General features: G+C 63.0%; 24 protein-coding genes and 1 pseudogene. 19 read left to right on the forward strand and 6 right to left on the reverse strand.

From position 1 onward, the window contains the following. The first annotated feature begins 506 nt into the window (after positions 1-506). The 17 genes and pseudogenes from FOM02_RS07820 (at position 507) to FOM02_RS07900 (ending at position 14,168) form a co-directional block, all read left to right on the forward strand. A complete protein-coding gene (locus FOM02_RS07820; protein WP_265442168.1) occupies positions 507-1,847 on the forward strand; it encodes a metallophosphoesterase family protein in 1,341 nt (446 codons plus the stop codon). 88 nt (positions 1,848-1,935) lie between these two features. Beyond that, positions 1,936-2,343, forward strand: a complete 408-nt coding sequence (locus FOM02_RS07825; protein WP_027560414.1) for a hypothetical protein — start codon at positions 1,936-1,938, stop codon at positions 2,341-2,343. After that, positions 2,340-2,705 carry a hypothetical protein gene (locus FOM02_RS07830; RefSeq protein ID WP_027560413.1) on the forward strand — a complete coding sequence of 122 codons (366 nt, stop codon included), beginning with the start codon at positions 2,340-2,342 and terminating at the stop codon, positions 2,703-2,705. The genes FOM02_RS07825 and FOM02_RS07830 overlap by 4 nt, the downstream gene beginning before the upstream one ends. 158 nt (positions 2,706-2,863) lie before the next feature. Then, positions 2,864-3,592: pseudogene (locus FOM02_RS07835) on the forward strand (IS5 family transposase); the annotation flags it as partial. A gap of 358 nt (positions 3,593-3,950) precedes the next feature. After that, a complete protein-coding gene (locus FOM02_RS07840) occupies positions 3,951-4,553 on the forward strand; it encodes a hypothetical protein (RefSeq protein ID WP_265441570.1) in 603 nt (200 codons plus the stop codon). A 312-nt stretch (positions 4,554-4,865) separates the two neighbouring features. Next, entirely contained in the window at positions 4,866-5,612 is a 747-nt protein-coding gene (locus FOM02_RS07845; protein ID WP_265441571.1) for a hypothetical protein, read from the forward strand. Positions 5,613-5,681: 69 nt separating this feature from the next. Continuing rightward, complete coding sequence (locus FOM02_RS07850; protein WP_265441572.1) at positions 5,682-7,358, forward strand: hypothetical protein; 1,677 nt, start codon at positions 5,682-5,684, stop codon at positions 7,356-7,358. Next, complete coding sequence (locus FOM02_RS07855) at positions 7,351-7,650, forward strand: hypothetical protein (protein ID WP_265441573.1); 300 nt, start codon at positions 7,351-7,353, stop codon at positions 7,648-7,650. Before FOM02_RS07850 ends, FOM02_RS07855 begins: the two co-directional genes overlap by 8 nt. A 105-nt stretch (positions 7,651-7,755) precedes the next feature. Further along, a complete protein-coding gene (locus FOM02_RS07860; protein WP_265441574.1) occupies positions 7,756-8,391 on the forward strand; it encodes a hypothetical protein in 636 nt (211 codons plus the stop codon). A gap of 276 nt (positions 8,392-8,667) precedes the next feature. Further along, complete coding sequence (locus FOM02_RS07865) at positions 8,668-9,468, forward strand: hypothetical protein (RefSeq protein WP_265441575.1); 801 nt, start codon at positions 8,668-8,670, stop codon at positions 9,466-9,468. 204 nt (positions 9,469-9,672) lie between these two features. Beyond that, the gene (locus FOM02_RS07870) at positions 9,673-10,635 is read left to right on the forward strand and encodes a DUF5309 domain-containing protein (RefSeq protein ID WP_265441576.1); all 963 of its coding nucleotides are present in this window, start codon (positions 9,673-9,675) and stop codon (positions 10,633-10,635) included. Between the two features lie 77 nt (positions 10,636-10,712). Then, on the forward strand, positions 10,713-11,075 hold the full coding sequence (locus FOM02_RS07875) for a hypothetical protein (RefSeq protein WP_265441577.1): 363 nt from the start codon (positions 10,713-10,715) through the stop codon (positions 11,073-11,075). Between the two features lies 1 nt (position 11,076). Next, a complete protein-coding gene (locus FOM02_RS07880; RefSeq protein ID WP_265441578.1) occupies positions 11,077-11,388 on the forward strand; it encodes a hypothetical protein in 312 nt (103 codons plus the stop codon). After that, on the forward strand, positions 11,388-11,720 hold the full coding sequence (locus FOM02_RS07885) for a hypothetical protein (protein ID WP_265441579.1): 333 nt from the start codon (positions 11,388-11,390) through the stop codon (positions 11,718-11,720). The genes FOM02_RS07880 and FOM02_RS07885 overlap by 1 nt, the downstream gene beginning before the upstream one ends. After that, complete coding sequence (locus FOM02_RS07890) at positions 11,717-12,370, forward strand: hypothetical protein (RefSeq protein WP_265441580.1); 654 nt, start codon at positions 11,717-11,719, stop codon at positions 12,368-12,370. The genes FOM02_RS07885 and FOM02_RS07890 overlap by 4 nt, the downstream gene beginning before the upstream one ends. A 9-nt stretch (positions 12,371-12,379) precedes the next feature. Continuing rightward, on the forward strand, positions 12,380-12,811 hold the full coding sequence (locus FOM02_RS07895) for a hypothetical protein (RefSeq protein WP_265441581.1): 432 nt from the start codon (positions 12,380-12,382) through the stop codon (positions 12,809-12,811). A 1-nt stretch (position 12,812) separates the two neighbouring features. Next, complete coding sequence (locus FOM02_RS07900) at positions 12,813-14,168, forward strand: hypothetical protein (RefSeq protein WP_265441582.1); 1,356 nt, start codon at positions 12,813-12,815, stop codon at positions 14,166-14,168. A gap of 404 nt (positions 14,169-14,572) precedes the next feature. On the opposite strand, the gene FOM02_RS07905 is transcribed toward FOM02_RS07900, so the two are convergent. Then, positions 14,573-15,730 carry a Na/Pi symporter gene (locus tag FOM02_RS07905; RefSeq protein ID WP_322596955.1) on the reverse strand — a complete coding sequence of 386 codons (1,158 nt, stop codon included), beginning with the start codon at positions 15,728-15,730 and terminating at the stop codon, positions 14,573-14,575. After that, a complete protein-coding gene (locus FOM02_RS46760) occupies positions 15,715-16,158 on the reverse strand; it encodes a Na/Pi symporter (RefSeq protein ID WP_322596956.1) in 444 nt (147 codons plus the stop codon). The genes FOM02_RS07905 and FOM02_RS46760 overlap by 16 nt, the downstream gene beginning before the upstream one ends. A gap of 263 nt (positions 16,159-16,421) precedes the next feature. On the opposite strand from FOM02_RS46760, the gene FOM02_RS07910 reads away from it, so the two are divergent. Then, positions 16,422-16,781, forward strand: a complete 360-nt coding sequence (locus tag FOM02_RS07910; RefSeq protein ID WP_035729440.1) for a hypothetical protein — start codon at positions 16,422-16,424, stop codon at positions 16,779-16,781. Positions 16,782-16,883: 102 nt separating this feature from the next. Here FOM02_RS07910 and FOM02_RS07915 read toward each other — a convergent pair whose 3' ends face one another. The 3 genes from FOM02_RS07915 to FOM02_RS07925 form a co-directional block, all read right to left on the reverse strand. Beyond that, positions 16,884-17,696, reverse strand: coding sequence for a Hint domain-containing protein (locus FOM02_RS07915; protein WP_265441583.1), 813 nt, complete (start codon positions 17,694-17,696; stop codon positions 16,884-16,886). A 168-nt stretch (positions 17,697-17,864) separates the two neighbouring features. Next, on the reverse strand, positions 17,865-18,620 hold the full coding sequence (locus tag FOM02_RS07920; protein ID WP_265441584.1) for an outer membrane protein: 756 nt from the start codon (positions 18,618-18,620) through the stop codon (positions 17,865-17,867). Between the two features lie 274 nt (positions 18,621-18,894). Beyond that, positions 18,895-20,277 carry a hypothetical protein gene (locus tag FOM02_RS07925; protein WP_265441585.1) on the reverse strand — a complete coding sequence of 461 codons (1,383 nt, stop codon included), beginning with the start codon at positions 20,275-20,277 and terminating at the stop codon, positions 18,895-18,897. 75 nt (positions 20,278-20,352) lie between these two features. Between FOM02_RS07925 and FOM02_RS07930 the strand changes: the two genes are divergently transcribed. Next, entirely contained in the window at positions 20,353-21,549 is a 1,197-nt protein-coding gene (locus FOM02_RS07930) for an MFS transporter (protein ID WP_092213317.1), read from the forward strand. On the opposite strand, the gene dgcA is transcribed toward FOM02_RS07930, so the two are convergent. Further along, positions 21,519-22,514 (reverse strand): N-acetyl-D-Glu racemase DgcA, encoded by a 996-nt coding sequence (dgcA, locus tag FOM02_RS07935; protein WP_027560389.1) that lies wholly within the window; start codon positions 22,512-22,514, stop codon positions 21,519-21,521. The two genes, FOM02_RS07930 and dgcA, sit on opposite strands and share 31 nt — an antisense overlap. Positions 22,515-22,613 lie beyond the last annotated feature (99 nt).

Genomic DNA, 22,613 nt, shown 5'->3' on the forward strand with positions numbered 1-22,613 from the left:
AATCGGAACGGTTCCTGCCCGGGGTTGATCTGGATCAAAGGATGTCGGGGCTGGGTCTTGGCTACGCGAGAGCCGAGAGCAGGTCCGCTAAGGGGCCATCACGTACCTTAGCACACTGCTGGTGCCGCGCCCACTATGCGCCTTCAGTAGGTTGCGTCATGCGAGGACACCGACGTCGCGGCTCACCCAGAACAAAGCAGCCGTCTTCGTGGTGCGTATAGCCTTCAAACTTGCGGGTGCTTGGGATCCGAGACGACATTCTTTGTGGCCCGGCGGATCTCAGTAGTCCGCTCAGGGGCACGATCCTAATACTTGCGACAACTCATCGGGGCGCAGATTTCTCGCGATGCGCCAATAACAGAAGTGGCCCCTATATTATTCGTCGGCGGCACGGTTGATCTATATCAAGCATCCCAACGCAGGGTTTACGATGGTGGATGCTATCGGGCCGTTTCTGGACCGTATGCGGCGGCTCATTTTCTCTCCTCGAAGTAGGAGTGATCATTATGCAATTCTGCCGGCCCAACGAACCCAGTCGTCGCCTCATTCTAGGCGCACTCGCAGCACTGCCCGCGTTATCCGTGCCACTCGCTGCCAGCGCCCAGACACAAACAACGACCGCGCAAGCATCGCTTCCCGCAGCAGCTGGATTTTCGTTCGCTGCGGTCGGCGATACCCGACCAATGATGTATCTGCCGCTGAAAGAAGGGCAGCCGCACCTCAATAGGTTCTTCGTCGAGATGTTCGGCTTGGTCATGCCGGAAAAGGTTGCCGAGGCCATCGTAGCGAAGGATGTGAAGATGATCTTCGATCCGGTCACAAAGGACCTGATCAAAGTAGTCATGCCTTTCGCGTCCAAGACGGAAGTTATGACCTTAACGGTAGATAACGGTTGGGTCACCGAGGCGGCCGTGGAAGACGTGAAACTGCTTCCCGGAGTGCATCGAACGATGTTCCGGCTTCAGGGCGGCGAATGGGTGACCCGTGAAATCGTCAAGGACGTTCAATCCGGTCGCGCCAAATTCGTGATCAATAGCGGCGACGCCGTATGGTGGGGCAATCAGGGCTTGACCGTCAGTGATAGCCCATACTGGAAGCGCGTGAACGATACGATGTTGAAGAAGCTACCCGCGCCAGATGATGAGATGCGCGCAGCCGGGTTGGATGGGCGATTTTTCATGAGCGTGGGCAATCATGAGGTATGGGCCGATCCGAAAATCGAGGGCGTTCTTTCGGCCGTGCCCTATCTAAAGAAGTTCGGTGTCACGCCGGAAAACCTCATCTACAAATTCGACTTCAAGGGCACCCGCTTCATCTATCTGTGGAGCGGCAAGTACGACTACCGTTCGCCGTCATTATGGGACGCCGATCGGCCGAAGTATGCGGAGCAGATGACCCAACTTCAGAAGTGGATGGACGAGGCGAAGGCAAGTGGAATTCGGAAGGCCTTTATCGTCTTCCATTATCCGGTTTTTGCGCGCTCGGGCCTAGGTCCTATCCCGGCTCCCGATAACCCGCACAAGGTGATTGCGTCGTATGCCAAAGACATGGAGGTGGTCGTGCTGAACGGGCACGTCCATACCACGGAAATCTACGAGGTAGATGGGGTGAAGTATCTGATGCTGGGCGGTGGGGGCGCGGAACAAGACCCAATTCTTCCCGGTCGAACGAGCATCAAGGTACCCGCTGACTATCCGCCGGACCTCTACTGGAAGGGACAGGCTCCAAAAGAGGAGTACAATTACGTGCTTGTCGATGTCCAGCCCGATCAGAAGACGAAATTCACCCTCAATCGTTTCCGGCCGTGGTCGGCAGAGCCATTCGGGACTGAGGACCTGTTCAACTGAGCCGGATGCCGGTGGTTACGGGAGTGAGGTTCTGGCGACAGCCATACTGATCATTCACGGCCTGGTCGCAGTCGCACTGCTTGGTGCGATGACACACCAGGCTTTAGCGGCATGGGGATCGGCGGACGCGCGACCCAAATCGTTCTTTGGTCGCTTTCGTTCGATACCGGCGGCCTCGTTCGCCAACGCCGTGGTCGTCCTGTATGCCGTTTCTACGCTGCTGGGTGGCATCATCTACCTTTATTTCCGTGTGGACGTCAGGCCCGAACTGGAGCGTGCGGGGCACTGGCATGTCCTCGGCTTCTTCGACCTCAAGGAACATTTCGTAGCAATCGGGTTGGCGTTGCTGCCCGCCTACTGGGTTTGCTGGCGGCGGCCGCTAGCCAACGAACCTGCTCGGACGCGCACGGCGCTCACCTCGATACTCGCCTTTATCGTTTGGTGGGGCTTTCTGTCCGGTCATGTCGCCAACAACATCATGGGTTTCGGCTCATGACATCATCAGCCTCGTTCCGCCGCTTTGCATTCGCATTCGGGACCACGTTCGCGGTTCTCTACGTGGTAGCACTCGCAAAGGACGTCGCTCTTTTCACCGTTTTTCCGTCGCTCGGCATCGTGCTGGCGGGCACGCATCATTCGCGCGACGTGGCTGACCCTGCGATGGGATTTCTAGCTCCAGCGATCTACTGGTACGGGTGGGCCGCGACGGCTGCTCTCGGGGCACTGATCGTCGCCCTCGTCGCTGCCTCGTTTGCCCAACGTCTGGCGCGCTACATTTGGCCGGGATGGGTATGGCTAATTCCTGCGCTTTCGATGATCGCTTGCGTCTATCTCACCCTGCCTTGGTTTCGGCTCTGACTTGGGTGCTCCCGCAATGGGTCATTTTCGACGCATTTGGCAGAGATTGAGGGCTGGTTGATGTCCGCTGTCCGTAAGCGCCGTAAAAAGCTCGGGCCAGGAGCATTGCGTTTGGCCGGACTGCCGTGATTCAAACTCCCGAACTGGGGGCTCGAATCATGCGCTACGAACTTGCCGACCATGAATGGACCGCCATCAAGCCGATGCTGCCGAACAAACCGCGTGGCGTTCCTCGGGTGAACGACAGGCGGGTCCTGAATGGCATCTTCTGGGTACTCCGATCAGGAGCACCCTGGCGTGACCTACCGACCGCGTTTGGCCCATACACCACTTGCTACAACCGCTTCGTTAGGTGGCGGCGGGCCGGTGTTTGGGGCCGCATCATAGAAGCGCTTGCCACTGCCCATGATGCCGCCGTCCAGATGATCGACACCTCCATTGTCCGCGTGCATCAGCATGGAGCCTGCATCACAAGAAACCAGGGCCAATCGATGGGGAGGTCACGCGGCGGCTTGACGGGCAAAATCCATGCGGTGGTCGATGGCAATGGTCTGTCGGTACGGCTGGCGCTGAGCCCGGGTGAGGCCCATGACGTTCGACTCGCCGGAAAACTGCTGTCTCGTCTGAAATCCGGGTCAATGCTGCTTGCCGACCGTGGCTACGATGCGGACTGGATCAGGGACCTTGCCATGAAGAAGGGCGCGTGGGCCAACATCCCGCCGAAAAGCAACCGCAGCGATCCGATCTGCTTCAGCCCCTATCTCTACCGCGCTCGCAACCAGGTGGAGCGGTTCTTCAACAGGATCAAACAATGTCGTCGGGTGGCGACGCGCTACGATAGGCTCGCCGCCAACTACCTCGCATTCGTTCAACTCGCGTCAACTCGCTTCCGGCGCCTGGAGCCGCGCCGTGGGACCTGTCCGATCGTTTCGGCAATTGGCGCGGCCTCGGTGGCGTGTTCGGACCGGCGAACTCAGGCTGAAGCAGGCACCAGTCGCTACTTTTTCTCGACGCGTCCGAAAACTCTGCGGAATGCGAGGATTGAGAACGTCGTCACGAAAGCGAGAAGCAATTTTCCAGGCGCCTCGGCTCCATACATGACGTACCCGAAGATCCCTAAGAGTCCGAGCATCAGGGAGTGCTTGAGGGCGGTTCTCAGGCAGCCCGCACTTTCTCGTCCCGAGGATGGCTGCATGTTCAATCTCGCTGATCGCTTGTCTTGAGTTGTAACATGGGTGGAATGGAATGGCTGTCGATAATTTGTTGGTTCGCCTGATTGCAATGTTCGGAAAAGGAGAGTTGTCGAAGAGGCTTTCGCAATATGACCCGCCCTCTCGCGGCGATATTCTCCATGATGGTCTCGTCGGAGCGGGGAAGACCTGGGGCGGTATCCTCGGGACCGCGGCGGGAATAACCGGCGGTGAGGCTGTTGGTGGACCGTATGGAGCAACTGCGGGCGCATTGGCGCTGACACCCGCGGGGAGTCTCGCAGGGGGATGGGCCGCGCATGGCGCTTATCTTCAAGGTCTGCTCATCAACGACATTCTCACGCACCCCGAGAACTGGACCGTTGACCCTGCAGGGGCAATCGTCCCGGCAATGCCAATCATTGCGACCGATCCGCCGCGGCAGAGCCCAAACCGTTCGAGCGCTTTCGATACCGGCGCACCTCCGCTTCGGTATTTTCCCGCTCCGAACGCAAGAACGGACGGCATCCCCATGATGATCTCCGGCACGCCGGGCAGCGATCCATCGAAACCGGTGCCGCAGGCGGGCGGATTGCTCGGGATGATCCAGGACTACATGCGCAACAATCCTGATGGCGGCACACGACGCTCCTTTGATTGACATGAGAATGGAATCTCGTTGACGACGTTCCCCATATGTTCTATTGTTATCATAGATTGCATCGCCATGCCAACACTCTCCTGACCCGACTTAATCGACTGTCGCGGTCATAAGGTCATGTTGCGCTCCTGATGGACGTCGATGAGTGGCGCCCGTACCGCCCATTATTTGCAGCTGCCAAGCGTTCGGATAGGACAGTCTCGTTCGCGCGCGCCCTGGCCTGATCTAGTGGAAAACACACATACGAAGGCGCCTTGTCTCCGCCGAAGCGCATGTGAAGCGCTACGTCCCCGATGAATGAGCAGGTGGATTATGCCGGAAGGCCAATATCGTATCGTCAAGGCGCAACTTCCCCTTATCGGTGGACTTGCCGGTCACAATTTTCTTGCGCTGATCGACCCGGATGGGAATGTCATCGGGGAGCTGCACGGTCTGGCGACGGGGGCAGACGGACTTCCTAAGCCAATTGGGCATCTGCCATCGGATGAATTGAGGGGGTATCACGACCAGCACTTTTACAAGCCCAACTTTGCTCAGACCGAGTTGGCCTCCGGCGATCAGACCGAGATCATGAAGAGATGGAGTGCCGGCAGGGCCGTCCTCGACAAGATAAATGAGCTGAACATCCATTATCCATGGATGGGGCTTGGGCAAAACAGCAACTCGTTTGCGAGCACGTTGATCGCCGCGATGGGCTTGACCGAATTGCCGATGCCCGGTGGCGCCTCCTCTGCGCCCGCGCTCGCAAGCCCCCAGGATGCCCGTGCCGGCGGTCGATCCGACGCTGCCGCCGTTGCAGTTCGCGTCCGATCAGCTCAGTTCGCCTGCGTTTCCTCCGACACGATTTCCACTCGAGGCGTTGCTTGCGCCCGATCGCAATCGCGCGTTGGATCAATGGGCCTCGTCTTCACCGCGGAGAGACGCATCTCCGCCCCCGCAACGCGCTTCTGCCGCCCTGCCAGGCGAGGTCCCTTCGATCACACGGGACGTTCCATCCGATCTCGATTGGCCGCCGGCCGGCGGACTGCTCGGCATGATCCAGGAATACACGCGCAATAACGGCAATTAGCCGCTGTTGCCCTTCTGCCGCCGATCTACATGCGGCAAAATCTGAAAGCTCAATCACCCATGCCCGTTCCCTTGCTAGCCCCGGCGCCGCTTGCGCCGATGGGGTCTCTCGTCACGCATGACGTGACCATCGTCACCACGCGCAAGCTTGCGCAGGCGCGGGTGATGGGAGTGCCGCCCGAAGAATTCGGTATCGAGCGCGGTGCGCGCAGCATCCGCGACTGCAATTATTGCTTCCACGAGGTCGTCACCAAGACCGAGGCGCAGCTGATCGCGGAAGGCTTTGACGCCGGCCAGATCAGGGCGTTGCGCCCGCATACCGGAACGACCGAGATCGAGACGCTGGCGCGCGACACGGTGGAGGAGCATCTGTCCGCGACCTCCGGCGGCGGCAGCGCCAATTCGGCGGCGCGGCTGGTGCGCATCACCGAGCATTATGTTCGGATGGACTATGAGGGCTCGGGCCGTCCCTGTCTCTATCAGGTCATCACCGGCGGCGACCAGGCCGAGATCCTGCGCAAGGACGGCAAGGACTGCATCACGCCGTTCGACGAGATGCCGTTCGCGGCAACCACGCCGGTGCCGGTGACCCATCGCTTCTTTGGCCGCTCGATTGCCGATCTCGTGATGCCGTTGCAGCGCGAGAAGACTGCGCTCAAGCGCGGTGCGCTCGACAATCTCTACCTGCACAACAATCCGCGGGTCGAAGTCGCCGAGCAGAATGCCGGGCCCAACACGCTGGACGATCTGCTGGTGTCGCGGCCGGGCGGGGTGGTCCGCACCAAGACCGCAGGCGGGCTGAACTGGCAGGTGGTGCCCGACATCACCACGTCAATCTATCCGATGCTGCAATATCTCGACGCGGAGCTCGAGATCCGCACCGGCCTCGGCAAGCAGACGCAGGGCATCGACGCCAACGCGTTGCAAAACCAGTCGGCGACCGCGGTCGCACAGGTGTTCTCGGCCTCGCAGATGCGGATCAAGCTGATCGCGCGCGTCATGGCCGAGGGCGTGCGCGACATCTTCGCACTGCTGCACGGGACAATTCGCAAGCATGGCCAGCGCCAGGAGACGGTGCGGCTACGCAACGCCTGGGTCGATGTCAATCCGCGCAACTGGAAGACGCGCGACGACATGACCATCAATGTCGGCCTCGGCGCCGGCGGCAAGGCGCAGCAATTCGCCCAGACCATGGCGATCGCCAACGTACAGAAGGAGCTGCTCGCCGGCGGCAAGATCAACCTGGTCGGCGACCGCCAGCTCTACAATACGGCGGCCGAGCTGACGCGCATCATGGGCCACCGAAACCCCGACCAGTTCTTCAACGATCCCATGGCCGTCAATCCGCAGACCGGGCAGCTATTGCATCCGCCGCCGGCGCCACCGCAGCCGCCGCCCGATCCAAAACTGCTTGCGCTGCAGGCGCGGCTTCAGGCTGACCAGCTCGCCACCGCGCACAAGGCGCAGATCGAGCGCGAGAAGGCGCAGGCCGATGCGATCCACCAGCAGGTGAAGATGCAGGCCGAGATCGAGATCGCCAGGATCAGGGCGGGCCTGGATGCGAAAATAGCGGTGCTCGATGCGCATCTCAAAGCACTTGGCCACGAGCAGAAGCTCCAGCATGCGCAGGAGCAGCATCGGATGGATGTGGCGGAAGCCGCGCTCGATCTCGCAGCATCCGCTACGCGTCACGAGATGAAGACGCGGTCGAACGAGGGGGAGGGAAGAAATGTCTGACGAGAGCGCCCTGGAGCGGGCAGCGGCGAGGGCGGTTCGGGCCGAAGCATTGCTCGATGACGAGCTCTTGAACGATGCGTTCGCGGCGCTCGAGAAGAGCTACATCGCGGGCTGGCGTGCCACCACGGTCGACGACGCCGCGGGCCGGGAAAAGCTCTTCCTCGCCATCAACATCGTCGGCAAGGTGCGCGATCACCTCGCAGGCGTGGTTGCCAACGGCAAGCTCGCGCGCGCCGAGCTGAAGGAGCTCGCGGAAACGGCGGAGCGACGGAAGCGGTTCGGGATCATTTAGTCTGCACAGATTCTGCACAACTACAGGGAGAGTTGACATTGTTCCCGTTTTGTCCAATCAATGTCATCCGATCGCGTAGTCTTGGGAAAGTTGGAGAGACGTCAGTTGAGCAGTGATCAGGAGCAGCTCGCCCCTGCAACGTCTGGCGGAGAGATATTTCGACGTCCGCCCTGGCTGACTTACATCTTTGCTGCGATCACCCTGCTGAGCTCGCTCGGCGCGCGTTTTCTGACGTTCCTTTGGCCTGTAGCGTCGCAATGGCTAGCGCCGGTCGGTGTGGTGTGCACGATCATCGCGATGTTCTGGCTGTTCGTCTGCATCTTTCAATCCAAGCCTCGGAGCGCGCCCGTTCTCCTTGCAACTTTGGTGATCATTCAGGTTGTAGGGATGATCGAGACGCGGACCAACGGAGGTCTTATCGGATTTGGATTTCGCATCCATGCCGCGCCGGTCGAACAGTATCTTGCGACGTGCCGAATGTTCGATTTCACGGAAGGTGGCGAAAAGCACGTCGTCGGCGAATGCGAGAGTCAGGCATACGAGCCTGGATTTCCTCCCGGACTGGCGTATCTCACGGTCATCTATGATCCCACAGGAAATCTTCTGAAGCCGGCGTCGGAAAGGTCACCCGAATGGGAGCGGGCGTTCGACAAGATCAGGGAGAATGATGTGGGGATCTTGAGATTCCAAGGCGCCAGGCGACTCTCAAACGATTTCTATCTCGCCGATCTCTCATATTAGGCCCGTGTCCGAGACGGCACGGTTAATTTGCCGCGCGGGTCGACGACCACTCTTGTGTCGTAGACTGCAATGACCGGTCCGACAGGGTCATGAAGACACGTCTGGTCGCCGCGGCGACGAGGCAGCCAATCTGGCTCGACATGCTACCGTTATCTCGGCGCATGCGCCGGGGACTCCGGCTCCGCGCGTGAAGCTGGGCTCTACAATCAGATCAGCAGAAATGCAGGCCGCTGAAACTTCAGCGCGCGGACTCAAACCATTGGAGGAGATAGAGAAGTGACTGATCCGACGTTCTACGTGGCTGCGCAAGAGCGTGGAAGCAAACCGCCGAAGATTACCGGCTACGTTCCTTCGACCTTTCTCATGCGTAACGGCAGATATGTGGTCGATCCCGTCGCCGGAGCATCGCAGCAGTTCCTGTACTCCGATTCCTCGGGAAGTAACAAAACGCCTGGCGCAATTGCCAACCCCAACAACTACGTCATCGTGCCAAAGGCCTACGATGAGACGGCAGCGAAACGTGTCGCGGACACGATCGCCGCGATGCAACGCCTGGGTACGGTTCCGGCATTGGCGCTGGTGGCGCATTCGTTCATGGCGGACGGTCCGGAAGACCTGCAGCGCCATCAGCGATGGGGAATCCCGGCGAACTCGTTCGTCCCGGCTTATATCAGCGGGGCGTCGGATCATTTCGGATATGTGACGGGAGCCGCGGGACTGCCGCGCGAAGTGGCCGAGACCGGTGGCGGGGTGCGCAATCTGTTCAATCGGCTGACTCATCCGGGCGGCAATATCGATACCAGCGGCAAGATATTTCTGAGCAAGATCAACGAGGCCAACCTTGCCCAAGGGCATGTCGCAGGTGCTGCGGCAAGACAGAAGCCTTCGGCCTATGACGACTACGGCTATCCCGCGTCACCTCGGGAGACTGCCAGGACGATCGGCGACGGCAATGGCGTCTTGTCCTTCCTGTCCTCGCTTACGGGCGTAGATCCCGACGAGCCGCCGCAGGTTGCATGGCCGCCACAGGCCGACGCGCCGGCACGTTATCTCAGTTCGTACAGAGTACGACCGTAGACGACGCTTTCGCGTCGATGCCGCCCTCATGCATGACGTGAGCTCCCGGCGACCAAGTCTTGCCGTTACGGACCGGACCTGTTTTCCGCGCCATCGTTCAGGTGAGACAGCCACGCAGAAAATCCAACACGTACGCTTTGCGCACCGACCGCAGGAGAGCACTTGCGCGTCCGTTGATGCTCGGCGTCTCTCAGGGAAACCCAGATGACACTACCGACTTCCACCTTCGTCACCTACTCCGCGGTGGGTAACCGCGAAGACCTCAGCGACATGATCTATCGCATCGATCCCGTCGATACGCCCTTCATGAGCGGCGTCGACAAGGAGAAGGCGACCGCCGTCAATCACGAATGGCAGACGCAGGCTCTCGCCGGCGCCAACGCCAACAACGCCCAGCTCGAGGGCGACGATCCCAACACCGACACGACCACTCCGACCGTACGCCTCGGCAATCTCTGCCAGATCTCCTACAAGGTCGCGCGCGTCTCGGGCACGCAGCAAGCAGTGGATCACGCCGGCCGCGACAACGAGCTGGCGTACCAGGAGATGCTGAAAGGTCTCGAGCTCAAGCGCGACCTCGAAACCATCCTGTGCGGCACCAACCAGGCCAAGGTCGTCGGCAACACCACGACGCCGCGCAAGAGCGCTTCGGTCCTGTCCTGGATCTTTTCGAACACCTCGAAGGGAACGGCCGGCGGCGCAGCCGATCCGGCCGCAGCCGACGGCACCGGCACCCGAACCGACGGCACCCAGCTCGCCTTCACCGAGGTGCGGCTGAAGACGGTGCTGTCATCGATCTGGACCAATGGCGGCAAGCCCGGCACCATCATGACCGGCGCCTTCAACAAGCAGGTGTTCTCGACCTTTACCGGCCGATCCACCGCGATCGAGGAGTCCAAGTCGAAGAAGATCGTGGCGTCGGTCGATGCCTACGAATCCGACTTCGGCAAGCTGAAGGTGGTCGCCAACCGCTTCCAGCGTCCGCGCGACGTCCTCGTGCTCGAGCTCGACAAATGGGCGGTCGCCTATCTCAACGGCCGCAACATGATCTCGATCCCGCTGGCCAAGACCGGCGACTCCGACCGCCGGCAGATCCTGGCTGAATACGCGCTCGTCTCTCGCAACGAGAAGGCCTCCGGCGGCGTGTTCGACAACACCACCTCCTGAGCGATCAGGATCATCCGTTCCACCCTTGTCCACCTTTGGGGCAGCCTTCGGGCTGCCCCTTTCTTTGGAGAGCCAAGATGCCGCTTCCCGGCAATCGTACCCTCAATACCGCCGATCTCACGGCCTACACGCCGTCCTGCGGCGCGAGCCCCGTCGCCGCCTATGTCCGCGTTCCCTTCCGCTGCCGCGTGCTGAAGGTCGCCGGCATCCTGGGCGGCGCGATCACGACCGCCGACGGCACCATCACCGTCTCGGCCAATGCGGCGACGCTGGCAACGTTCACGGTGACGCAGGCGGCATCGGCCGCAGGCCAGCTGTTCTCGGCCGTGCCGCCGTCGCCGACCTATCTCAACGAGGACGACGTGATCGTGTTGACGCCCTCCGGCGCCTCCGGTGCGGCGATCCCCATGCATTTCTCGATCTCCGTGAGGACCGCCTGACATGCCGTTCTTCTCCAAGCAAAATTCCTCGCGCATCGGTCCCACGCAAACGATCGCCTATGACGCAAGCGTCGGCGCCACCAACGCCTTCGGGCCGGAAACCTACCAGCTCCGCATCGTCGCCAATTCCGGCTGTTGCTACCGGATCGGCGATGGCGCACAGACCGCGACCGTCTCCGATCCCTATCTGCCGGCCAACGTCGTCGAATACGTCACCGTCAGTCCCGGCCAGCGCATCGCCGCGCTGAAGGCCGCGACCAATGGCCTGGTCACGGCGACCGCCGGCACGCTCTGGGTGACGGAGATGTCGTGATGGATGGTGTGCTGATCAGGCCTCATCTCGACAGCAACGGCCGTGAGCTTGCGATCGAGCATGTCCAGGACGTGGCGCCGATCCTGGAGTGGAACAGGCAGGCGCGCCAGGACGAGCAGCGTGGCGACTGGGGGCGGCATGTCGCCCGCATCCCCAACGTCGTCTACGTCCAATGGCTCAACGAGGAGCATGCGAGGGGCAACACCTCGCTGCGGCCGTTCACGCCCGAATTCGAAGCGATCGTGCAGAAGAAGCTCGACGATCCCGAATGGGCCTATTTGCGAACCGACAGGCCGAAATTGCAAGCCGGCTGGTCAGCGGAGCTCACGTGACCCAGATAAATGATTACACGTCGCTGCAGCTGGCTGTGACCGAATATCTCGCGCGCGATCAGGATACGACGCTGATTGCGCGCATCCCGACCTTCATCCAGCTCGCGGAAGCCAAATTCAACCGCCAGCTCTTCGTGCGGCAGATGGAGCAGCGGGCGACCGCGCTGGTCGACCTCGGCTCGGACGAGCCGGAGTTCATCTCACTGCCATCGGATTTCCAGTCCATGCGCAGGGTCCGATTGTCGAGCGTGACGGGGAAGCCGTGTCTCGAGTTCAAATCGGGCACACAGATGGACGAGTACCGCTTCGCGACCTCCGATGTCGCCGCGCGGCCGCGCTATTTCACCGTGTTCGGCAGCGAGCTCGAGCTCGCACCGACCCCCGACGCGGTCTACACGATCGAAATGGTCTATCGGCAGAACGTTCCGCCGCTCGCCTCGAACGGCACCAACTGGCTGCTGACCATGGCACCGGATCTCTATTTGTACGCTGCCCTGCTGGAGTCCGCGCCGTACATCAAGGAAGACGCACGCATTCAGACCTGGGGGCTCGGCTTCACGTCGGCGCTCGCCGACCTCAACAATCTCGGGCTGACATCGACCTTCAACGCGGGGCCGATGACGGTCCGCGTGTCCGGACAGGTCATCTAGGAGGGCAGTATGGCAAGCTTCAACAAGTTCTATTGCTTCGTGCAGGACGTCGCCAACGCGCTGCATGACATGAAGACGGGTACGGCGCAGGTCTACAAGGTCTACCTGACCAACGCGGCTCCTGTGGTCACCAACACCATCTACAACACGCCGGCGGATCTCGCCGCCGGCAACGGCTATACCGCGGGCGGCAACAGCATCGGCACCATCTCCGGCGCGCAAACCACGGGCACGTTCAAGTTCGTCGGCGGCACCGATCCGGCATGGACGGCGTCGGGCGGTTCGATCGGGCCGTTCCAATATGCGGTGCTCTACAATTCGACGTCGTCCACCAAGCCGCTGATCGGCTGGTGGGACTACGGCACGGCGATCACGCTGACGAACGGCAACAGCTTCACCATCGATCTCGACCAGACCAACGGCATCCTGACGATCACCTGACATGGCGGCTTTTCTCAACAATTGCCGGTTCATTCCCACGGCCGGCGGCACGACGGACTGGGTCTATGCGTCAGCGGTCGGCGGCTGTCAGTCGCCGTCGCTCGCCGGAGCAGTCGACGGTCGCAAGTACAAGTTCCTCGCGATCAGCAGCGACCTGACCCAATGGGAGATCGCGGAGGGGGCGTATGCGGCCGCGAGTGGGGCGTTCGCGCGCACTGCCGTGCTCTACAATTCATCGGGCTCGGGTGCGGCCTCGGGCCAGAGCGGCGCCGGCACCAGGATCAACTTCACGGTGGCGCCGAATGTCGCCGTCGTCGGCGTGAAGGAAGATCTGCTGTCGATCGAAGAGCCAAATGCGTTCACGGCCACGCAGATGGCGCAAGCGCGAGCCAACCTCGGCGTGACCAAGAAGAACTACTTCATCAACGCAGGGATGCAAATCTCGCAGGAGAATGGCACCACGACCGTTGCGCTTGGGAGCGCTGGCGCTCTGACTTATCCCGTGGATCAGACGTTCGGCGTTATGGCGTCCTCGGGCGCTGGCGCGGCCAACGTCGCGCAGGTTGCTAGCGCGACGCCGGGCGGATCGACCCATCGAATCAGGGTCACTGTCACCGCGGCGCAGACGACCATCAATGCTGGCGATTTCTGTTTGCTCATTCAAAAAATCGAGGGCCTCCGTGTCGCCGATCTCAAGTCAGGCTCCGCGTCGGCAAAGACTGTCACGGTCCAGTTCGGCTGCAAGGGGCCGGCAGGAACCTACTGCATCTCGGTGCGCAACGCTGCGGCCAGCCGGACCTATATCGGCGAGTACACGATCCAGCCTGGTGAAGCGAATACCGACGTGATCAAGTCGCTGACGTTTGCGCTCGATCAAACCGGAACTTGGGCATCCGACAACACGGCAGGTCTCGTCATCGGGTGGGGTTTGGCGGTCGGCTCGACCTATCAACAAGCCGCTGGCGCGTGGGGTTCGACCAACACTCTAGCCTCCTCGAACCAGTTCAATCTGCTCTCGACCAGCGGCAATGTGTTCGAGCTGTTCGACATCGGAATTTATGAGGGGGCCGTTGCCCCGCCGTTCCAACTGCCTGACGCCGCGAGCGAGCTGGCGCTGTGCCAACGCTACTACGTCAAGATCGCCGCAGGCGCTCAAGTCTACAACGGAAGCGCCTCAGTGCAGCAAATGGCGGCAACCACGCCGCTGCCGGTGTGCATGCGCGCAACGCCGACTTGCTCGGTTTCGACCGGTGCAATTCAGGTGGCCGGCATCAATTTCGTGACCAGCTACACGTCCAGCGTTGCAGCCGGAACTTGGTACAATCCGGTCAACGTGCTCGCAAATGCAAGGCTGTAACAATGGCAGAGTATCGAGCCACTGAATCCGCCGCTGTGATCCGCAAATCGGATGGAGCGTGGATTCCTGACGATGCTGAGAATGCGGATCGCCAGCTATTCCAAGCCTGGCTAGCCGCGGGCAATGTGCCTGATCCCGTCACCCCGTCGAACCCGGTGTCGAGTGTGATCTCGGATCGGCAGTTCTTCCAGCAACTCGCCGCGCGGTTTTCCCTCGCGACAAACGCGGAACGCGTTTGCGCGGAGATCATGCTCAAACAACAACCTAAAGCGCGATGGCGATTCATCCCAATCTCATCGCGCTTTAGCCGCGACCGACCAGATGAGCCGCCGAGCGCCAGGCGTGCTGCGACAGCGCCTGGAGGTTGCGAACCGCCTCGACACGCAGCAGGGCAGCGTCGGCGGTCAGGCTTCCATTGGCGACAGCGCCGAGCGTCCCACTTCGGTGGACCCGCAGCATTTCACCGAGCTGTGCCATGCAGCGCTCGAGCTCGGCGATCGCCTCGTCGGGCGGATTCGCGCGCGGACCGGCCATCGCATCGCCGGCATGCGCGGCGGCCACGGGGTGCGGCGCTCCATCGATGCCGGTCGACACCGCCACACCGCGCGCAATTGCGGCTGCGCTTCGCATGACTTCTGCACATAGCTCTCGGGCGCGGATGTCCTCAGGTCCGCCGGCCGCCGCGCCAGGATTGTCTCGTCCGTTGGCGAGGTCGTCAGTCGAGATGCGTGGTCGAGTGCGTGCAGCGTGCTCGTGAGACGACGTTGCTCATCGTCGGTATCAGGAGGTCCGGCGACATCCGACAGGAATATTTGCGCCCGGCTCACGGCATCGGCCGCTTCCTGCGTGGAGACGACGTCCTTGCCCATTCGTATCGGTCCAGCGCGGCCAACCAGTTGCGCCTCGACCGAACCGCATACCGTCAGAAGCACACGCGCGATCGTGCGCCTTACCGCCTCCACCGCCACGATCGGGGTCGCAAGCGCCGAGGGATCGAGGCAGCGCGTCAGCGGCGAGCCACGGTCGGGCAGAATCCGTTCGACCAAACGTGTGAACGGGGTGATCAACGGCAGCAGGACCGCGACGCCGACGACGTTGAACGCCGTGTGATATCCGGCCAGCAGCGTGACGCCGTCGATCGTGTCCACGGCGCGCAGCAGCAAGGGCGTCACGACGGGGAACACCCCGATCGCGATGAGCGCAGCGATCAGCTTGAACAGGACGTAGGCGATGGCCAGGCGTTTTGCGGTGGCGCTGGCGCCGATCGCGGCGAGCGCGGAGCTCGTCGCCGTTCCGATGTTCTGGCCGATGATCAGCGCGCAGGCCTGGTCCAACCCGATCGCGCCCGCGAAATAGCCGGACAAGGTCACCGCGATGGCGGCCGTCGACGATTGCATCAGCGCGGTCATGACCAATCCGATCACCACCAGCGCCAGTACGCCGAACAGCCCCGACCACCATGGCACCCCTGGACTGCCGAGGACCGCGGGCAGGTCTGCCGGGTGCAATCGTTCCGCTAGCCCGCCCATGCCCTGTTGCAGGGTCGTCAAACCGAACAGCACGAGTCCAAAGCCCGCGAGCGCGCGCCGACGCCGGAGATCCGCCCCTTGGCGAGAAGCTTGGTCAGAGCGCCGACGAAGATCATTGGCAGCGCGGCGGCGGTGAGCGAGACGCGGACGCCGATCAGTGCGACCAGCCAGCCGGTTCCCGTGGTGCCGATATTGGCGCCGAAGACGAGGCTCAAGCCTTGCTGGAACGTCAGCAGGCCCGCGCTGACGAGGCCGATCGTCGTCATGGTCGTTGCGCTGGAGGACTGCACCAGCAGCGTGACAATCGCCCCCCAGAACGAGCCGAGCAGGGGCGTCGAAGCCGCCTTGCCGAGCACCACGCGCAACGCAGTACCGGCCAGCGTCTTCAGGCCCTCCGTCATCACGGTCATGCCGAGCAGGAAGAGACCTATCCCGCCGAGCGTCGAGATCGCCGTGGACATGCGCGCGCCTTCTGTCAGGGCACCATGACTAGCGAGGTCGACAGTACAGCAACAAAGCCCCGATGAGTGGGATCAATTATGGCACGATAGCCGCCCTCGGCCCGTTTCGCCGGATCGGCGCTCTTGTCGTAAACGGTGTAGCTTGGAGATCGACATGCGATGCGTGAGGCTTGATCGGCTTTGCATTCGGCACCGCCCATTTGTTGCAGCTCCGCACCCTGATTTGAATGGCCTTCCCGCAAGCGACTCTCTATGGTCGATCCATGTCGCGCCTCATGTGTCTGTCTGTTGCTATCGTCCTGTCGCTGCTGCCCGCCATCGCGTCCGCTGCGTCAACGCAAAAGCGCCCCAAGCCGGTCTGGCATGGCTACGGCTTCCTGCCGGGCTATCGTCAGCCGCTGAGCAACAGCATTCCGCTCTACAAGCAGAAGGACGCGATGCGGCGCCTTGCGCGCAGCGAGCGGCGTCACTGGTACATCGACCCGGTGCCGCAATATTACCGCTGGGACGGCGAGTGGCACTATTTCGGCCGGCCCGGCTTTGGCGGCGGCCGCTACAATGGCGGCAGTTTTGGTCCGTGCTGGACGCGGACGCCGATCGGCGCGGTCTGGAATTGCGGCTAATCGACAGGGCAGGAATTTCGCCGGCCGCGAGCGCTCATGCCGCGGCAGCCGGTGCGCCGGCTGCCTGATCGTCCTCGATGTCGTCGATCTCTGCGCGCGGGCTCAGATGATGCGAGCCGCGCGCGATCCGAGGCGGGCGCTGATGATGTCGACCTTTTGCGGGCCGAGGAAGGGCGAGACCAGGCGCCGCGCTCTCGTCATCATCGCGCTGCGGCGGCCATGGCCGGTGATCGGCGCGCAATGCACGACGTCCCGCGCGTTCTGCTCGCCGTGCTTGCGCAGATAGTCCGCAAAATTGCTCATGCTCTCGTCGACCCGCAGCAGCGTCTCGCAAGGCGCACCTTCGGCGTAGATCACGTCGTGGGATTCGAGCTTGATGTGGAAGAATTCGAGTGCGTCATGCTCATCCGCGGCGTCGAGCGTGATCGTCGTGCCGTTGACGAGGTTGCCGGCGGGGATGAGGAGGCCGTCGAGCAGCACGGCGTGACCCTGGGTCACGTAGAGGTCGGCGTGCGGCACGTTGGGAGCAAGCGCCGAGCGCGCGATGCGGACCGGCCGCGCGCTCTTCACCCACGGCTTGTTCGGATCGCTCCTGGTGCGGCTGAACCGGCCGATCCATTGCACCGCGCGCATTCCGCCGAACACCGTCGGCAACAGATCACCGACGACGAGATCCTCGATCCTGCGCTCGCCCGCCGCCGTGGAAATCCGGGTGCCCTTCAGGAAGCAATTGCCACCGCTGGCGGCGCCGCCTCCACCAACGAAACTGGCCGCTCCGTTGCTCTTGCCGTCCGCCATTGCGGAGCGCGTGGTCATCGCGCTTGCGGCAACGCCTGCTGCCGCAGCACCAAGGCCTCTCGATATGACGGCACGCCGCGTGGCGGCACCCGACGACGGGGTCGTGATCTCTGACATCGCAAAATTCCCTGTATCTACCGTCGGCTTATATGCAATCGGCTTCAACGCGATCAGGATCGTTGCAGCCGAGCTTCGCCTGTTGGTCGCGGCATATAGCAGAAAGTTCGCGCGACGATGAGTCAAAACTTCATGCAGTGACGAAGAGTCACTCGAGAGAATTTCAGACTAGTAGTGTCGGATCGGAAGGCCGCTGAAATAGTAGTTCACGCCGATCCGAACAATGTGATCGTCGAATGACACGTGACTGCGATCGAACGCCGCGCCGAGGTTGGGCGTGGTGAAGCCGCGATCTTCCAGTTTCACATAGAGATATTCGACTTTTGCCGACCAAGCAGGCGCGAATGCCCATTCGGCACCTGCACCCGCGGTCCATCCGGATCGCCACGACGATGCGCTGTCGAAGACCGCGCCGGTTGCGGACGATTTCACGCCGGCTTCGACGCCTGCGGCTGCATAACCCGCCGTCGCATAGAGCAGCACATTGCCGGGCGTGTATCCGATGCGCCCGCGAAGCGTGCCCAGCCATTGCAGTTTTGTGAAGCTCGAGAAATCCACGTTGCCGGCAGGACCGCTGTCCAGCGAGCTGCCTTTTTGACCGGCCCATGACAAGTCGCCCTCGGCGCCGAAGATCCAGCTCATCAGCTGCCAATTGTAGCCCGCCGTCGTGCCGAACACGCCGCCATTGACGTTGAACACCGGTGTGTCGTCGAGGCCTGTCACACGATCGACATGCTTGCTGCGTCCCCACGACCCGCCGCCCGCGACGCCGACATACGCGCCTTGCCAGCCATAGACCGGCGCACCGCGAATGACCGGCGCATCGTGCGGATAGGGCGGCAGGTCGGCGGCCGAGGCGTTGGCAGCAAAGACGATGGCTGTGACGCCGAGGATTGCCGTCGTGATCGGGAGAGAAGATGTCATCGGACAGAGTCTCTGGCTTGCGGCGGTCGCAGAACCGCTGCGCGGGACCAATGGCGTCTCGCGCACGCGTTCGCGGACAGCGGCACGCGACGGACCGCATGCCCTCGTGATGTAGACGATTGCCGAGGACTTTCTCCGCGCAAATATTTCCACGCATTTTTCGGCGCGCGTCATGGGATCGACGCGTGAGCGTCACAATCGCACAGGCGCGGCACCTGAGGTGCTCGCCTCTTCGCTGCGCTCGCAATGGCGGTGTGGCGGGAGCGTTTGCTCGTTACGAGAAGAACGCGATCTTCTCAGCCTGGGTCATGCGACGGATCGGGGCCAGCGGATCGTTGGCGGCGGCGCGGGGCTTTTGCAGCATGCCACTGGCGAGGATGGTGGCGCCGAGCGAGGGCTCGGGCAAGGACGCGGACAGGGGCGAGGGCATCGGCAGCGTCGCGGTCGGCGCGGCGCCGAAGCTTGCGGCGGCGGCCATGCGGGGGCGGGGCTGCTCCATCACCTCGGCAGCGGCCTCGGCGATCGCGTTGGTGAGGCGCGTGAGCGACTCCATCGCGATCGGCGCGTCTTCTGCGGGCTCCGCGACCGGTGCGGCTGGCGCAACGGCAACCGGCACTTCGACCTCGACGGCAACGGGCGCTGCGGTCGCCGCAGCCATCGGCTCGGGAGCAGCCGCTGCGATCTCGACCGGCTCGATGATCTCGTCGAACTCGGGATCGGGTGCAGCCATCTCCAGCGCGATGGCCTCGAGTATGGCTTCGTCCTCGGCGTCGAGCGAGAACTCGTCGGTCACCTCCGCGACGGCGGCGGGCTCGACGACCGGCTCTTCAAAAGCGATGTCCGCAACCGCGACATGGTCGGGCGCGCTTTCGCTCTCGGCTGCGATCTCCGGCGCGACGGCAGCATCGATGGCCTGCTCGGCGATCGCGGACGGCTCTGGCGTGCCGGCCGTCTCCACTGCTGCTTCGGGCTCGGGAGCCGCCGCGACGTCCGGCGGCGTCTCCGCAAAAGCCACGGCTCCCTCGCTCGCCATCGCGGCTGATGCGGGCTCGACAGGCTCTGCGACCGGCGGTGTGTCCTGCGCAGGCACCGGCGAGGGATGCGCGGCCTGCGGCGTTGCGCCGCCCTCGGTCTGCTCGATGCGTTCCCTGAGCAGATCGAATGCGGCCTTGAGCTCGACGCGGGGGTCGATGGTCGAAATCTGCCCGCAGGCGGCCTCGATCGAGGCAAGCTGCGAATCAATGAGGTCGCAGATTCGCCCATCGGCGCCGATCTCGCGCCAGCGCCAGGAGATCTCCTTGATGATGCGGATCCCGCGCGGGATCGGGGCGAGACTGGCTTCGATCGCAGCGGGATCGCATGCCGCGATCGCGATGGTCTCGGCCTCGCGGATGGCGCGGCGGATCTCGACCAGCGCTTCGGGCAGGCGGTCCTCGACGACGGGTTGTCGCTGTGCCGCAAGGGTTTCTTCGATTTTCGCGACCGCATCCAGCACCATGCGGGTGTCGGCATTGCGGTTGCGCTTGGCGTATTCGCCGAGGAACCAGCGGCCGCGCGCGGTCTCCATGAAGGCTTCGCGGATCGCGTCGTAATCCTGCTCGTTCGGCTCGGCCGCGCGGGCAGACATGGGCGAAAGGGCGAATGCTTCGTTGGCCATGACAATCTCGTCGCGCAAATCACCACGCGTTACACTAACGATCACCACGATATCGACCGAATCGCAATTGGTTTGATGCAGTCCGAATCACAAATCCCCACGCCAGCAGCCGTGAAGCGGCGATTCGCCGTCAGCCTCGCGCTGTTCTACTCGGCGGTGTTCGCGGTATCGGGAACGCATCTGCCGTTCTTTCCGGTCTGGCTGAAGGCGATCGGCATCGACGCAAGCTGGATCGGCCTCATCAACGCGCTGCCGGCGATCACGCGCTTCACCACGCTGCCGCAAGTGACCGCCTTTGCCGAAAAGCGGCACGCCATCCGCGCGGGCATGATGGTGTCAGTGCTGGCGACCGCCATCGGGTTTGCGGCCGTGGGCTTGCAGCAGCAGCCGCTGGCGCTGTTTCTGATCTATGCGCTGACTTGCATGATGTGGACACCGACGATGCCGCTGACCGATGCCTTTGCGCTGCGCGGCGTCGCGCGCTACGGGCTCGATTACGGCCCGTTGCGGCTGTGGGGCTCGGCGGCGTTCGCCGCGGGCTCGCTCGCCTGCGGCTATCTCGTCGACGTCATCGCGGCGCGCGACCTGATCTGGGTCATCGTCGCCTGGGCCGTCGTCGCGGTGCTCGCCAGCCTTTTATTGCAGCCGCTCGACGATGTCAGGCGGAAGAGCGCTGAGGCGCGTGCCGACACGGCGCTGCTGCGCGATCTCGGCTTCTGGGCCGTGATCGCCTCGGCCGCGCTGATCCAGGGCAGTCACGTCGCCTATTACACCTTCTCGGCCATCAACTGGCAGCTCCATGGTCTCGGCGGCCTGACGATCGCGGGGCTGTGGACGCTGGGCGTGATCGCCGAGATCGTCGTGTTCGCGCTGTCGCCGCGCTTCTCGCTGCATCCGTCCACGATGATCGCGATCGGGGGCTTGAGCGCCGTGCTGCGCTGGATCGTCACCGCGAACGAGCCGCCGCTGGCGCTGCTCGCGCTCGCGCAGCTCGGCCACGGCCTCACCTTCGGCATGACCATCCTCGGCACCATGAGCCTGCTGGTGCAGCGCGTGCCCTCGCACCAGATCGCGCGGGGGCAGGGCTACTATGCCGCCTGCAACGGGCTGCTCGGCGCTGCGACCTCGATCGCCTCAGGCGCGATCTACGCCCGCATCGGCGACGGCCTCTATTACGTCATGGCTGCGATGGCCGCGGCCGGAGCGCTGGTGATCTGGTCGGCGCGGCATCGGCTGATCGCTCACCCCCAGAGCGAGGACTCCGGCGGATAGACCAGGCTGCCGTCGTAACGCAGGGCGTGATCGCGGTCGCGCGCCAGCAGCAGCGGGCCGTCAAGATCGACGAAGCGCGCCTGCGGCGTCACCAGCATGGCGGGGGCCATCGACAGCGAGGTTGCGACCATGCAGCCGATCATGATCTCGAAGCCGAGCGCTTGCGCGTCATCGGCCATCGCGAGGGCTTCGGTGAGGCCGCCGGTCTTGTCGAGCTTGATGTTCACGGCGTCGTAGCGATCTCGCAATGGCGCGAGCGAACCACGGTCATGCACGCTCTCGTCGGCGCAGACCGCGAGCGGCCGCTCGATCCGCGCCAGCGCGTCGTCCTTGCCGGCTGGCAGCGGCTGCTCCACGAGCGTGACGCCGGCGGCGGCGCAGGCGGCGAGGTTGGCTTCCAGATTGGCCTCGGCCCAGGCCTCGTTGGCGTCGACGATCAGCTCGGACTCCGGGGCGGCCCTGCGCACCGCCGCAATTCGCTCCGGATCGCCATCGCCGCCGAGCTTGATCTTGAGCAGGGGCCGGTGCGCGGCCTTGGCGGCCGCCGCCGCCATCGCCTCGGGCGTCCCCAACGAAATCGTGAAGGCGGTGGTGCGCTCGCCCGGCGAGGGGCGGCCGAGCAGGCTCCAGGCCCGCAGGTCCGCCGTTTTGGCTTCCAGATCGATGAAGGCGCAATCCAGGGCGTTGCGGGCCGCGCCAGGCTTCATGGCGGCCTGGAGGGCCTCCCGGTCGAGACCGCCCCGGATCGCGTCCTCCATGGCCTGGATCGCGGCTAGCGTCGCCTCAGGGGTCTCGCCATAGCGGGGATAGGGCACGCACTCGCCGCGGCCGGTCAGGCCGTCCCGGCTCACCTCGGCCACGACGGTCACCGCCTCGGTCTTGGCGCCCCGGCTGATGGTGAAACTGCCGGCAATCGGAAAGCGCTCGATTTGCGCCCTAAGTGCCGGAACTTTGCTGGAAGTCATTTTGAACTCTGGCGAAATCTGAACCTGCTAGTTACCTCTAGCAACTAACAATGGCCAGTTGGGGGTACCTTCTCTAGGTAAGGGCGCGTGCGCAACGAT

It is taken from the genome of Bradyrhizobium sp. SEMIA (assembly GCF_014844175.1).
GTDB classification, from domain to species: Bacteria; Pseudomonadota; Alphaproteobacteria; order Rhizobiales; family Xanthobacteraceae; genus Bradyrhizobium; species Bradyrhizobium arachidis.